Here is a 13,989-nt window from a genome sequence, read left to right as displayed (position 1 = left end):
ATTAAATAGTTTTTTGTTCTTTAGAAGTATATTTGTTAAGTGATTTAATAATGTTTAAACTAGGTAAATATGAGTAGAATAAAAGAAATTTATGATAGAATTAGTGAGGCTTCATCTAACTTTTTAGGTTATCCTTTAGCCAAAGATTTTAACTATAGCGAATTTGCGCCTTTTTTAAATTTATGTATTAATAATGTAGGGGATCCAGAGTCACCTTCAACCTTATCAATAGACACTAAAGATGTAGAAAGGGAAGTTATTAGTTTTTTTGCTGATATATTATCCTCTTCAACTAATGATGTATGGGGATATGTTACCAACGGAGGTACAGAAGGAAATCTTTATGGTTTGTATTTAGCAAGAGAAAGTTTTAATAATCCAGTAGTATATTATAGTGAGTCTACACATTATAGTGTTAAAAAGAACTTACACTTACTAAATTTAAAAAATATTGTGGTAAGAAGCCAAGACAATGGAGAGATTGATTATGATGATTTAGAAAGTCTAATAACACTTCATAGAGATAAACCAGCAATTTTCTTTTTAAATATAGGTACAACAATGACTGAAGCTGTAGATGATTTAGATAAAATTAAAGGGATTATAAAAAAGTACGCTATTAAAGATTATTATATCCATTGTGACGCAGCGTTTTTAGGATGTATTGCCCCTTTTGTAGATCCTAAGCCAAAGTTCGACTTTGCCGAAGGAATTGATAGTATTTCGATATCTGGACATAAATTTATTGGTGGACCGATACCTTGTGGAATAGTTTTAGCAAAGCGTAAACATAGAAATAGAATCGTAAATTCGGTTTCGTATGTAGGAACCTTAGATACCACGATTACAGGTTCAAGAAATGGACTGACACCTTTACTCTTATGGGCTTTTATAGAAAAGCACGGAAAAGAAGGATTGATAGCTAGAGCAAGAAAGTCACAAGAGCTTGCGGCATATACAGAGATGAAATTAAGAGAGATAGGAGTTAATGCATGGAGAAATAATGAAGCACTTACAGTGGTGTTAGAAAAACCATCTAATGCTTTGTGTAAGAAATATCAATTGGCTTCAGAGAATGATATGGCCCATATTATCTGTGTTCCTGGTATAGAAAAATGTCAAATAGATGCATTTTTAGAAGACTATACAAAGGAGTTATTTATTGCTGAAAGATTAACTCATAATTAAATCTATATCGCAACCATAAAGTAAAAAAGCAAACCTTAAGGTTTGCTTTTGTTTTTTATAGGACTCTACTAATTGTTAAACCGTCCCGTATGGGTAATAAAACGGTTTCTAAGCGATCATCTTCATTTAAAAGTCTATTATAATCTAAAAGAATTTTAGTGTCAATATCCTTAGGATCTAGCTCCTCAACAACTTTTCCACTCCACAGTACATTATCAGATAAAATAACGCCTCCTTTATTCATTTTATCAATGATCAAATGAAAATAATTTACATAATTTGATTTATCAGCATCTATAAACACTAAATCAAATTTAGAGTCAATAGAAGGAATAATATCTAAAGCGTTACCAACATACTGTGTTATTTGGTTTTTATAGTCAGATTTTTGAAAATATTTGTGTTGAAGCTCCTCTAATTCTTCATTTTTATCAACTGTATAAAGCATACCGTCTTTAGGCAAACCTTCTGCTAAACATAAAGCAGAATACCCAGTATATGTACCTATCTCTAAAATTGATTTAGGTTGAATTAGTTTTGAAATCATAGATAAAACCCTTCCTTGAAAGGCTCCACTTAACATACGAGGGTTTAAAACCTTTTGCCAAGTTTCTCTACTTAACTCTTGTAGTATTTTTGGTTCAGCTTGAGAATGTTTAACAACATAATTATCTAATTCTTCAGGTAAAAAGTGCATGCGGGTTGTTTTTAATGCGCAAAATTAAAAAAACGGAATTTATCACTATAATAAATTCCGTTTCAATCTAACAAAAAATCAAAAAATGGTTTTAAAAAAACCAAAATTGTCTAATTAAGTTTACTTAATTGTTCTTTTAATTCTTCCTTGTCTTTGCTTGACAAGCAAACTTTATTTTTATTACAGTTATTAGTTTTTACTTTCAAAATTTGTGACATTCTTTTGTTTTGTTTAGAGTATAAAGCACATACTTTACATACCAACAAATGCCAATTAAGTTGTAATTTTTCATATACTGAAGCTTCTCCATATTGACTTTTGTCGCAGATGGTTGTTGCTTCATCACATGTAATTTTAAAAAATTTGAACATTGTATCTTTACTTATTAAACCAGTTTTTTTCCATACAGCTTCTTAATTGTGTTCGTGCTCTATGAATGATAACCCATAGGTTTGACGGAGAAATGTTTAGCTCCTTACAAATATCTTCAGTTTCAAACTGTTGTATGGTTTTCATTTTAAAAACCATAGCGTATTTTTCTGGAAGCTTATCAATGCACTCGTCTAACTGATTTTTTAATTCTTCATTTTCAATATCTTTATCAGCATCGTTACCCCAAGTTTGTGGTACTCGTTCTTCAATCCAGCTACCTTCGTTTTCACCACTGTCATAAAAACTCATTCGCACTTCAGCTTGTCCTTTTTTTGAGTTTATTTTTCGATAGTAATCTATTATTTTTCTTTTTAAAATTGAAACCAACCATGTTCGTTCTGTAGACTTTCCTTCAAAATTCTTGGCAGACTTTAACCCAGCTAAAAACGTTTCTTGCACTAAATCTTTAGCAACATTGGAGTTGTTTACACGCACAATAGCATAATTAAACAAGTAATCAGCATAATTGTCTACCCACTTATCAGGAGATAAAGTATTTGAAGGATTTGTTAGATTCATTAAATCAAAGATAAGTTATTTTTTGGTGAAATGAGTAACGTAAACTCTACTTAACCCATTAGGGGTGTTTTTAATAAAATCAATTATTTCTTTAAAGTTTTTCTTTTTATTTAATTTATTTGAGATTTTACTTTTGCTAGTTGTATAGTAAATTTTATTACTGGTAAGGTCTACAAAAGGGCAGTAATCCAACTTTTTTGAATTAAGATTTATTAAATGTTCTGCTGGAAGCCATTCATTATTACTCCCTTTTTTACTAATGTACAGATCTCCTCTGCCTAAATCATCCTTCCTGCCATACGAAGTAAAAATTATAAAACTTTCATCAGGTGCTACGAAAGCATTAAACTCATATTTTTCAGAGTTTACTCCAGAGCCAAGAGAAACAGGCGTAGTATATTTTCCACCGACAAGCCTACTTACATAAATATCTTCTTTACCTTTAGAATTTTCATATTCTGCTGTGAAGAATAAATCACCTTTTTCTGTTACTGAAGGATAAAACTCATTGGCAGAAGTATTAACTGGAGAACCAATATTTATAGGTTCAGACCAATCATGAGAAAAAGACTTTCGTGTTACATACCAAATATCCATATCTTTTTTAACCTCTCCAGAGTCATTATTTTTTCTGTTAGATGCAAAGAAAAGTTTCAGTCCGTCAGGAGATAAAAAAGGTTCTAAGTCTTTATATTGACCAGAAAAATTAACAACTTTAGGTTCTAACCATTTTCCATTTATTTTTTTTGAATAAGCAATAAAAGAGTACTCTTTCAAATAACTTTCAACAGTAAAATAAAACTCATTTTGATTTTTATTCATTGAAAAATCCCTAACATTTGGTAATTCACTAAATAACTGAGGTAAGAATAATTCGGGTTTTTGCGCAAAACCAAAACAGGAAATAAATAAAAAAAGAAATCCAACTTTTTTCATAAAACTACTGTTTAAGAACTTTACAATTAGCTCTACGTCTCATATCAACTAAGTATATGATTTTCCATTTTCCATTATTATTGAAAAGCTGAAAAGAATTTGCTCCACAATGACTAAACTTTTCGTTTAGGTAAAACTCATAAGGTGTCCAAACAGAAGCCAAATTACCATCAATTTTAATATCCCATGATATTAGTTTTTCTAAATAAGTATGTTCAGGTTTTTTATTAGCAATATTGGTAAGTAGTTTGGTCTTACTTTCGGTAACCAAAACATTTTTACCCTCTTTGTTGGTAAAGGTAGTTTGAATTTTAACAGTAGAATTAAGTGTAGAACTTACAAGTGTACTGTCACCTTTATGTAACCCATCAAAAAAGGTTTCAATGGTTTTTTTTATAGCTTTTTTTTCTGAGTTTTCTTGAGCACTCACAACAGTTGTAAGAACAAAAACGATTAATAAAGTAAATATCTTTTGCATGTTAGTTTAGTTTAGCTAGGTAAAACTATTAAAAAAATAAGCGGATAAAGTTTAATTAACAGAAGATTAACTAGGCTAAAAAAGTAAAAAACAAAATGCTTAGAAGTCTAGAATAAATAAAACCATTGAATAATTATGTATTTTTACAATCCATAAAACAAAAGAAATGTCAGTAGCAAAAAAACAATATAAAAGAATTACCACTAAATCTCTTGTTGAAATGAAAGCCAATGGAGAGAAAATCTCAATGCTTACAGCTTACGACTATACCATGGCAAAAATTGTAGATGGTGCAGGAATAGATGTAATTTTAGTGGGAGATTCAGCATCAAATGTAATGGCTGGTCATGAAACTACATTACCTATTACATTAGATCAAATGATATATCATGCAAGTTCTGTAGTAAGAGGAATTGATCGTTGTCTAGTAGTTGTAGACTTACCATTTGGTAGTTATCAATCAGACCCTAAAGAGGCACTACGCTCAGCTATTCGAATAATGAAAGAAAGTGGTGCGCATTCAATAAAATTAGAAGGAGGTAAAGAGATAAAAGACTCTATCAAACGAATTTTAAATGCAGGTATTCCTGTAATGGGACATTTAGGATTAACACCACAATCTATTTATAAGTTCGGAACTTATACAGTAAGAGCAAAAGAGGAGGAGGAAGCAGAAAAGTTAATGAAAGATGCTTTAATGTTAGAAAAACTAGGATGTTTTGCCATTGTATTAGAAAAAGTTCCAGCCAAGTTAGCACAAAAAGTTGCTGAATCTTTAACAATTCCAGTGATAGGAATTGGAGCAGGAGCTGGTGTAGATGGACAAGTATTGGTAACTCACGATATGTTAGGAATGACACATGAGTTTAACCCTCGTTTTTTACGTAGGTACTTGGATTTATATACTGGAATGACAAATGCATTTGAACAGTATATTGCTGATGTAAAAAGTCAAGACTTTCCAAACGAAGAAGAACAATATTAATATAAAAGTCTTCCTTTTGGGAGACTTTTTTGTTTAAGATTATATTTTTAAAATGAAAATACTTCATTTAGACACTAATCACTCTCTGTTAATAAATAAACTAAAGAATTTAGGTTTTGAAAACTATGAAGATTATACCTCTTCAAAATCAGAAATTGAAGCTAAAATTCATTTGTATGATGGAGTTGTTATTCGTAGTCGATTTACCATTGATAAACAATTTTTAGATAAAGCAACAAACCTTAAATTTATAGGACGAGTAGGAGCTGGATTAGAAAACATTGATTGTGATTATGCTGAAAAGAAAGGAGTACACTTAATATCAGCACCAGAAGGAAATCGAAATGCAGTAGGAGAGCATACGTTAGGAATGTTACTTTCTTTGTTTAACAAGCTTAATAAAGCAGATAAAGAGGTACGAGAAGGTAAATGGTTACGAGAAGAAAACAGAGGTGTAGAGTTGGATGGAAAAACTGTTGGAATCATCGGTTATGGTAATATGGGGAAAGCCTTTGCCAAAAAACTTAGAGGATTTGATGTAGAAGTAATCTGCTACGATATTAAACTAGGTGTAGATGATGAAAATGCTCAACAAGTTTCTTTAGAAGAACTTCAAAAAAGAGCTGATGTTTTAAGTTTACATACTCCACAAACAAAATTGACGATGAATATGGTTAATTCAGGTTTTATTAATGGTTTTGAAAAACCATTTTGGTTGTTAAATACAGCTAGAGGAAAATCAGTAGTAACAAAAGATTTAGTAGTAGGCTTACAATCAGGAAAAGTTTTAGGAGCAGGATTGGATGTATTGGAGTATGAGAAAAAATCGTTTGAAAACCTATTTACAAACCAAGAAATGCCCGAGGCATTTAAGTATTTAATAAAAGCAGAAAATGTGTTGCTTTCTCCTCATGTTGCTGGTTGGACCATAGAAAGTAAAGAAAAGTTAGCGCAGACTATTGTAGATAAAATTAAAGAAAAATTTTGTTAACTTGATGCTTCAAAATCATGTAACATGAAATATGAAGCAGCTACAGTAGAAGAATATATTTCTCAAGTCCCTGAAGAACGACAAGAAGTTTTACAAAAGCTTCGTAATCTTATTAAGGAAAACCTACCTAAAGGATTTGAAGAAGGAATCAATTATAATATGATTGGGTATTATGTTCCACATTCAAAATATCCCGAAGGTTATCATTGTAATCCAAAGTTACCCCTTCCTTTTATGAATTTAGCTTCACAAAAAAACTCAATAAATCTATATCATAGCGGAATTTATGCTAAAAAAGAGTTATATGATTGGTTTGTGGCAGAATATCCTAAGTATTCAAAAAGGAAATTAGATATGGGAAAAAGCTGTATTCGTTTTAAAAAGCTGGATGATATTCCGTATGAATTAATAGCAGAATTATGTACAAAAATGACTGTAGATGAATGGATTTCTATCTACGAATCAGCTGTAAAAAAGAAATAAAATGAAGAAAAAAGGTAAAGTAATAGGAATAGGAGGAGTTTTTTTAAAACAGAAGACCCGAAAGCAACGAAAGACTGGTATAAAAATAACTTAGGTTTTAATACTGATGATTGGGGATGTACGTTTTGGTGGAAGGATAACGAAGGTAAAAAGGCATCTACTCAATGGAGTCCGTTTAGTAAAGACACTAATTATTTTGAACCCTCTAGAAAAGATTTTATGTTCAATTACCGAGTAGAAAACTTAGTAGAGTTGTTAGAAGAGTTGAAAGAAAAAGGAGTTACAGTAATGGATAAAATAGAGGAGTATGATTATGGAAAGTTTGGATGGATTGTAGATTTAGACGGAAATAAAATTGAGTTATGGGAGCCAAAAGACGAAGCTTTTTTATAAATTTAGCACCGTCTAATAAATAAAAAAATAAAAAAATGAATGTAATTGATGAAAATGGGAATACTGTTCCTAATCAAGAAAGTAAAAGAATTATTGCTGGTGTTTTAGGTTTAATTTTTGGATATTTAGGAATACATAAATTTGTATTAGGGTATACTAAAGAAGGAATTATACAGCTAATAGCTACTTTTATAACTTGTGGTTTCGCAGGAATTATTCCTTTTATTGAAGGAATCATCTATTTAACAAAATCTGATGAAGAGTTTGTAGAAATTTACCAAGTTAACCATAGAGGTTGGTTCTAAACGTTCTTTCTTAATATTTATACTATGTCTGATACTAAAAATACAAAGGATAACTTAGATAAGGCTAAAGAAGTTATGGATAACATAACGGAGAAAGCTAGTGAGTTGGCTGGAGAAACAGGCGAACACTTGGTAGATATAGTAGAAGATGTAAAAGAAAAAGTTGAAGAAATTATTTCCGATGAATCAATTCAAAAAGCTAAGGAAAAAGCAAACGAATTAACGAACGAAGCCAAAGAAGTGTTAGAAAATATCACTGAAAAAGCTTCAGAAGTGGCAGGAGAGGCGAGTGAACATATCGTTGATTTTGCAGAAGATGCAAACGAAGAATTTCAAGAAACTAAAACCAAAACTAAAAGTTTTTTTCAAAGACTCTTTGGAAAATAAAGATAAAAGAAAAGCGCCTATTGGCGCTTTTTTTATGATGCAATATTATTTGCTTTATTGGTTCTAACAATAGCCTGTTCGTTTTTCCAGTCAATCCATTTTTGACCTTTAATACGACGCATAACATTATCTATTGTACGCATAACAAAAACATTATAAACAGCCTTTCCTAAATTTTTAGGGTTACGAGCAATAGCACGTAAACTCATTGAAAAACCAGGGGTAACATAACGCATATAGTGCCAATAACCTTCAGGCATATACAATACGTTACCATGTTCAAGCTCAGCAATGTGACCTTTAGCATTTTTTAGTGCGGGCCACTTTTCAAAATCAGGATCATTAAAATCAATGTCTTCACGAGTAATTAATGAATGAGGAATTTTATACAAGAACTTATTCTGTTTTTGATCAAACAAAATACATCTCTTTTTCCCTTCAAAATGAAAGTGGAAAATATTAGCTAAATCAATATCATAATGCATAAAAGTATAAGAATCTCGTCCGCCAAAGAATAGCATTGGTAATCCTTTCATTAAGCGCAAACCAAAATCAGGAAAAGTAAAATCTTTTTGTAACTGAGGTACTTCCTTTAAAATATTCCATAAGAAAATTCTGAACTTAGTAGGTTCACGTTTTAGTAAATCTACATATTCACTCATTTTCATGGTTGCGTGAGGTTCATTAAAACCGTCTTTATAATCTACAGGTCTATCATCATATAAAGGAACTGTTTTATCGCCTGCTACTTCTTTCATATAATCTAAAGACCATTTAGAATATGCTGGCCAATCTTCAATAAAACGCTCAATAACTACAGGTTTTTGAGGCTTGAAGTAATTTTTAATAAAGTCTTCTTTAGTAATGGTTTCTACTCTGTCTATTTGTTGCAACTGTAATCCCATACATTCAATTTTTTCGAGAAGCAAAGTTAAGAAAATGTTATGATGTTTTTTTGAGTTAATAATGTTAAAAAATTAAGCCAGATTATGAGTGGGTTTTAAAAATTAACTCTAAAACTAATATTTGGTGTAAAGGGTAATGCGTAAGTATTTATCTCCTTAGCATTATCAGTATTGTTTTCATCAACAACATAATAGGTATTTATAATATTTTTTCTATTGCTAATATTAGTGAAGCCAACTCTTATAGTTGATTTTAGATTTTTTGAAAGGTTAAAATTATAACTTCCAGAAGCATTAATTCTGAAGAAATTAGAATGTCTTTCTTTATTTGGAGTATCATAATTTACAATAACTCTATTACCATCTTGAATGGTTTCATTGTCTTTTACAGGTTTTGTATATGGTGTGCCCGAACGTAAAATAGCACCTAAAGAGAGCTTAAAATTATTGGTAATGTTATAGTTAATAGCACTACTAAAAGAGTGTGTAATATCTAAACTACTAGGAAAAGTATCAGGTGTAAAAGTTTTAAATGTATAATTATTTTCAGCAAAGGTGTAACTCAACCAACTGCTAAATTTTTCAGTTTTTTTATTAATTAAAAATTCAACACCTTTTATCTTATAGTCCCCTATAGAATTTAGTGTTTGAACATTGTTATAAAAACCTTGATTGGCAACAGTAATACCATTAACAAACTTATAAAATCCAGTAAGATCTATTTGTAGGTTGTTTTTTGAATACTCTGCTCCAAAAGATACTTGTTTACTTTTAATAATAGGCGTTTTATCATTGTCAGCCAAAATCCATCTTCTTTTTTCTATACCTAAAAAGTTATCTTGAAAATCTATCTTCTGTGCAGTTGTTTGATTTTTAAACTCTCCTTCTAATTTTAAAAATAGACTATTATAAAGTTGTTGTCTTAAGTTAATCCTTGGTTCTATGATAAGTTTATTAAAATCGTGAAAATAATTAGCACGAAAACCTACTCTAGCATAAGTGTTATTCTTACGATAAACTAGCTCAGAAAAAAGAGCAGATTTAAGTAAAACTTCTTTTACAGATTTGGAAAATGTAGGAGCATTAACCGTTGTTTTGTTGGCAACACCTATTTCATTGAAAACAGCACCGTTTGTAAGTTGAAAAACATCTGAAAAATGATGATTAGTAATAAGCCTAATTTCAGACTCTAAAACCTTGTTAAATTGAGTTTGAAATTGATCAGTCTCTCTGTTAAAGTCTGATGAATTTATTGTATAATCAGAAATAAAAGTAGAGAATTCTGTAGAAAATTTAGGCGACCAATTGGCATTCCAGCTAATATTAGCTCCAAGATTCTCTTGTTTTAAATTACTGTTTTCTTCTACTGTTGAACCATTGTTTGTATATTCTTCTGTGTATTCTAAGTTGTTTTTTATACTTATTAAATTAGCTCTTAATGAATGATTTTTATTGATGTCATATAACACTTTAAAAGAGTAATCATAGAAGTAGAAATCAGTAGAGGCTTCATTTTCTTTATTGGAAGCTATAGAGTTTTCTTGAAAACTTCTGCTAAAATATTTGTCGTAGGTTGGGGTATCAAAAAAATCTGTATAAGATCTCCTTGCTGAAGCATGAATTCCTAGCTTTTTAGTTATAGGAGCCTGTAAAAAAGCGTCTGCACTTAGCAAATTAAAACCAGCACCTCCAGAGAATGTGTCAGTAATTTTGTTGTTGGTTTGCATGTTGACGGTACTGGAAACACCATCACTAAACTTTGTGCTAGTACCATTTTTGGTTACTGTCGCTTTTTCTGTTAAATATGGGTTATATGCAGAAATTAAACCAAAAAAATGACTCGTGTGGTACATCTTAATTCCATCCCAAAGCATTAAGTTTTGATCGTTTGTTCCACCTCGCACATTAATGTTCGATACACTTTCATTCACACTTTCTACACCAGGAAGTACTTTAATCGTTTTTAAAATGTCTGGTTCTATTAACCCTGGAAGAATTCCGAATTTTTTAGTTTTTAAAACAGTGCTTCCATCAATGTTTTTTTGGAGACCAGTAGTTAAAAAGTTAGAAATAATTACTTCTGATAACTCTTCTGACAAACTTTCTAGATATATTTCTTTACACAAGTTTTGAGAGAATAAATCTTTGGCCGGTAGTATAATAGGTTTGTATCCAACATAAGAAATAGTAATGTTTGCATTTGCAGGAACTGAGTTGATATTGAATTTACCGTTAGTATTAGATGTAGTTCCATTACTAGTATTATTAACTAAAATGGTAGCTAAAACCAATGGTTCAAGTGTATTACTGTCTACTATTGTTCCACAAACAGGAATTTTCTTTTTTAAGTATGATACAGTAATAAACCGATTATCTAAAACTTTAAAATTAAAGATAGTAACAGACTCTAAGTAGTTTATAGTTTCAGATAATGATAAGTTATCATCAGGTTTTGCAATGTATACACTTTCTAAATCCTTATCGGAATAAGTAAAAGTTACCTGATGCTTTTTTTCAATTTCAACTAAGACATCTTTCAGTAAAGTTTTGGTAATAATGTCCTGTGCTTTGATAGCAAAGGAAAATAGGAAGAGAAATAAAAAAGTAGTTTTTTTATTGACCATTCTTGTAAATAGTAATGTTTTTTTCTTCTATTTTATATGATAACTGTAAAGGAATTGTAACAGCTTGCAAAGCTACATTTATGTCTTTATGGGTAAAACCACCTGTATAAAGTTGTTCTAAATTAACATCCTTAGTTTTTATAACATAACCATATTGGTTTTGTAAATCGTCTAGTACAAATTGTAAAGGAGTACTTTTAAAATTAGACTCATCTTGTAACCAAGATTTATTATTAATATTAAAAGTATTTAAAGTGTCAATTTTACCATTTACAACCTTAAATATTTTTCCCTTAGCTAATTTAATTAATGAGTTGTTATAGTTTATACTAACTAAACCTTCGTAGGTTTTTACTTCAAAATAATTCTTTCTTTCTTTAACGTTAAATTGGGTTCCTAAAACAGTAACTTTTCCAACAGATGTATTAACGGTAAAAGATTTTCCCTTTTTAACTTTAAAAAAAGCTTCTCCTTTAAGTTGTATGTCTCTGCTCTTTTTCCAATCCTTTTTGTTGAATGATACAGTAGAATTTGCATTTAAAATCACTTCAGATTCGTCCGGTAAGTTAAAGGTTTTTGTTTCTGCATATTGCGTACTAAAGTTTACTGAATTATTGAAAAGTAAGAAATAAGAAGAAACTAGTAAAACAATAACTGCGGCAGCATATTTATAAAAGTTCTTGTAGTTTAATGGAACAACCTTGCTTTTTTTAGTAGTAGCTTTTTTCAATTCAAACTCTTTAAAAGCCTTTTCAATATCCACTTTAGGAGTTTCTATGTGAGAAGAGTAATGCGCTATTTTTTCAAGATTTTTAAAGTTTTTATCTTGCTTTAATAGAGACAGTTCTTCATCGGAGATTTCTCCGTTTAACCATTTTAATATGTATTGTTCATCTTTCATTTTTGTGCTTAACTAACTTTTAGACAATAAAGAAGCAAGTTTCCCTACCTTTATAACAATTCTATTTTTGATCTTAGTTTTTTTAATGCTGAAGACATTCTTTTTTCAACGGCTTTTTGCGAGATATTTAGTAACTCAGCAATTTCTCGATATTTTTTACCGTCTATTCTATTCATTAAAAAAACCTCTCGTTCAGCCTCTGTTAAATTTTCAATAGCGTTTTTTAATTTGGTTTTAAATTCTTCTTCTTCTAATAGATATTCTGGACTTTGGTTATTAATATCCAAATAGGGAGCGTTTTTAGCATAGTTTAAAACAACTTTTTCATGCTTTAATTTGTTTAAAAAAAGGTTGTTTACACTGGTAAATAAGTACGATTTTGCTTTTTCATATGATATTTCTGAACATTTTTCCCACATTTTTAAAAAGGCTTCCTGTATTAAATCTAGGGCAGTATCTTTATCATTAGATTTATAAGATGAAAAGTTGGTAACGAATTGAATATTAGTTTTATAAAACTCGTTAAAGTCTTCTTCATTACACAGTGATTTTTTAGTCATATGAATGCTTTTATAGAGTTAAAATAGAAAAAAAATCCAAAACAAAGGTAGGGTAAAACGATTTATAGTTTTCTAAAGGACAGAAAGAGCTCAAAAAAACAAATGTTTAAATATTAAAATTTATTAAGATGAAAACGATAAAATTAATAACGATAATAGCATTAACTACTCTGACAATTTTTACTTCATGTCAATCTGAAGAAAATGAACAAATAGGTACAAATCCAAATGCAAACTCTTCAACATCACAAACGGCTAAAAATTATGAAAGAACAGCAATGAATGATGGATCAGAAGATGATTTTTTAGACAATAATTCATGTACAGAGTTATTATTTCCGTTAACGGCTACTGTAAATAGTCAAGAAATTACTTTAGTGAGTAGTTTAGATTATGAGAAAGTATTAGGAATAATGGGAGAATTTAATGATGATGATGACACTGTTGTTTTTAACTTCCCTATTAGGGTAAAGTTAAGTAACTATACAGAGTTAACTATAGCTTCAGAATCAGACTTTAACGAATTAAAAGCGAAATGTGAAGAAGCTTCTAATGCAATGGAAGAAGCAATTTCATGTGTAGAGATCAGTTTTCCTATTACAATGTTAACATATGATGTTAAGATTGAACAAACAGGAACAGTTATTGTGCAGTCAGAAAAGCAATTATACAACTTTATGACTAATTTAAATTCAGATGAATACTTTTCTGTTAAATATCCTATTACTGTAACCTTAAGTAATGGAACAACTGTACAAGTAAATAGTGATGCAGAGTTCCAAGATTCAATAGAGGAGTGTACTTCTTATGAAGAGGAGGAAGAAACAGCAGAGGAAGCAGCTGATGAAGTAGAGTCTATTATCAGCAAGTCTAAATTTAAAGTAGAAAGTTTTATAGAAGCAGGAGTAGACAAAGCAAATGAGTATGCAGAGTATACCATAGAATTTACGAATGATTTAAAGTTAGTAGCAAGAAATACGGTTAATACCACATTAGAAAATATTGAAGGAACCTATAGTGTTAGTTCAGATATAAAAGTATTTTTAAACATGCATTTTGCAAGTAATACAGCTTTAAGCGCTTTGAGTAACGATTGGATTATAACGACTTATAGTAGTACAGTGGTTACGTTACAGAGTAAAACAGATGCTTCAGTAACGTTAACATTTAGAAAAATCTAAATAATTAAAGGGTTTTTAAGTTAG

The 13,989-nt window shown here is 30.0% G+C and carries 16 protein-coding genes and 1 pseudogene; 8 read left to right on the top strand and 9 right to left on the bottom strand.

Annotated elements, in window-relative coordinates; translation table 11 throughout:
- Nucleotides 1–69: 69 nt before the first annotated feature.
- The gene (locus D6T69_RS01230) at nt 70–1,188 is read left to right on the top strand and encodes a histidine decarboxylase (RefSeq protein ID WP_125066072.1); all 1,119 of its coding nucleotides are present in this window, start codon (nt 70–72) and stop codon (nt 1,186–1,188) included.
- Between the two features lie 55 nt (nt 1,189–1,243).
- Here D6T69_RS01230 and D6T69_RS01225 read toward each other — a convergent pair whose 3' ends face one another.
- The 5 genes from D6T69_RS01225 to D6T69_RS01205 form a co-directional block, all read right to left on the bottom strand.
- A complete protein-coding gene (locus tag D6T69_RS01225) occupies nt 1,244–1,885 on the bottom strand; it encodes an O-methyltransferase (RefSeq protein ID WP_125066071.1) in 642 nt (213 codons plus the stop codon).
- Nucleotides 1,886–1,995: 110 nt separating this feature from the next.
- The gene (locus tag D6T69_RS01220; RefSeq protein WP_125066070.1) at nt 1,996–2,256 is read right to left on the bottom strand and encodes a hypothetical protein; all 261 of its coding nucleotides are present in this window, start codon (nt 2,254–2,256) and stop codon (nt 1,996–1,998) included.
- A 7-nt stretch (nt 2,257–2,263) separates the two neighbouring features.
- Nucleotides 2,264–2,836: a sigma-70 family RNA polymerase sigma factor gene (locus tag D6T69_RS01215; protein ID WP_125066069.1), complete on the bottom strand. Its 573-nt coding sequence runs from the start codon at nt 2,834–2,836 to the stop codon at nt 2,264–2,266.
- A 15-nt stretch (nt 2,837–2,851) separates the two neighbouring features.
- Nucleotides 2,852–3,772: a TolB family protein gene (locus D6T69_RS01210; protein WP_125066068.1), complete on the bottom strand. Its 921-nt coding sequence runs from the start codon at nt 3,770–3,772 to the stop codon at nt 2,852–2,854.
- 4 nt (nt 3,773–3,776) lie between these two features.
- On the bottom strand, nt 3,777–4,250 hold the full coding sequence (locus tag D6T69_RS01205; protein ID WP_125066067.1) for a nuclear transport factor 2 family protein: 474 nt from the start codon (nt 4,248–4,250) through the stop codon (nt 3,777–3,779).
- Between the two features lie 166 nt (nt 4,251–4,416).
- Between D6T69_RS01205 and panB the strand changes: the two genes are divergently transcribed.
- The 6 genes and pseudogenes from panB (at nt 4,417) to D6T69_RS01175 (ending at nt 7,794) form a co-directional block, all read left to right on the top strand.
- Nucleotides 4,417–5,235 carry a 3-methyl-2-oxobutanoate hydroxymethyltransferase gene (panB, locus tag D6T69_RS01200; RefSeq protein WP_125066066.1) on the top strand — a complete coding sequence of 273 codons (819 nt, stop codon included), beginning with the start codon at nt 4,417–4,419 and terminating at the stop codon, nt 5,233–5,235.
- Nucleotides 5,236–5,287: 52 nt separating this feature from the next.
- Nucleotides 5,288–6,226 carry a 2-hydroxyacid dehydrogenase gene (locus tag D6T69_RS01195; protein ID WP_125066065.1) on the top strand — a complete coding sequence of 313 codons (939 nt, stop codon included), beginning with the start codon at nt 5,288–5,290 and terminating at the stop codon, nt 6,224–6,226.
- Nucleotides 6,227–6,250: 24 nt separating this feature from the next.
- On the top strand, nt 6,251–6,709 hold the full coding sequence (locus tag D6T69_RS01190) for a DUF1801 domain-containing protein (RefSeq protein WP_125066064.1): 459 nt from the start codon (nt 6,251–6,253) through the stop codon (nt 6,707–6,709).
- A gap of 1 nt (nt 6,710) precedes the next feature.
- Nucleotides 6,711–7,102, top strand: a pseudogene (locus D6T69_RS01185) (VOC family protein).
- Between the two features lie 35 nt (nt 7,103–7,137).
- On the top strand, nt 7,138–7,407 hold the full coding sequence (locus D6T69_RS01180) for a TM2 domain-containing protein (RefSeq protein ID WP_125066063.1): 270 nt from the start codon (nt 7,138–7,140) through the stop codon (nt 7,405–7,407).
- A 24-nt stretch (nt 7,408–7,431) separates the two neighbouring features.
- On the top strand, nt 7,432–7,794 hold the full coding sequence (locus D6T69_RS01175) for a hypothetical protein (RefSeq protein WP_125066062.1): 363 nt from the start codon (nt 7,432–7,434) through the stop codon (nt 7,792–7,794).
- Nucleotides 7,795–7,826: 32 nt separating this feature from the next.
- Here the strand turns inward: D6T69_RS01175 and D6T69_RS01170 are convergent, their stop codons facing one another.
- The 4 genes from D6T69_RS01170 to D6T69_RS01155 form a co-directional block, all read right to left on the bottom strand.
- Nucleotides 7,827–8,699: a cupin-like domain-containing protein gene (locus tag D6T69_RS01170; RefSeq protein WP_125066061.1), complete on the bottom strand. Its 873-nt coding sequence runs from the start codon at nt 8,697–8,699 to the stop codon at nt 7,827–7,829.
- 95 nt (nt 8,700–8,794) lie between these two features.
- Nucleotides 8,795–11,323 (bottom strand): TonB-dependent receptor, encoded by a 2,529-nt coding sequence (locus D6T69_RS01165; protein WP_125066060.1) that lies wholly within the window; start codon nt 11,321–11,323, stop codon nt 8,795–8,797.
- Nucleotides 11,313–12,224 (bottom strand): FecR family protein, encoded by a 912-nt coding sequence (locus D6T69_RS01160; protein ID WP_125066059.1) that lies wholly within the window; start codon nt 12,222–12,224, stop codon nt 11,313–11,315. Before D6T69_RS01160 ends, D6T69_RS01165 begins: the two co-directional genes overlap by 11 nt.
- Nucleotides 12,225–12,274: 50 nt before the next feature.
- Nucleotides 12,275–12,784, bottom strand: a complete 510-nt coding sequence (locus D6T69_RS01155; RefSeq protein WP_125066058.1) for an RNA polymerase sigma factor — start codon at nt 12,782–12,784, stop codon at nt 12,275–12,277.
- A gap of 128 nt (nt 12,785–12,912) precedes the next feature.
- On the opposite strand from D6T69_RS01155, the gene D6T69_RS01150 reads away from it, so the two are divergent.
- A complete protein-coding gene (locus D6T69_RS01150) occupies nt 12,913–13,965 on the top strand; it encodes a hypothetical protein (protein WP_125066057.1) in 1,053 nt (350 codons plus the stop codon).
- The last annotated feature ends 24 nt before the right edge of the window (nt 13,966–13,989 follow it).

It is taken from the genome of Tenacibaculum singaporense (genome assembly GCF_003867015.1).
In the GTDB taxonomy this organism is placed as follows: Bacteria; Bacteroidota; Bacteroidia; order Flavobacteriales; family Flavobacteriaceae; genus Polaribacter; species Polaribacter singaporensis.
Note: the sequence above shows the minus strand (reverse complement) of the source record. Positions and strands in the feature narration are given on the sequence as shown.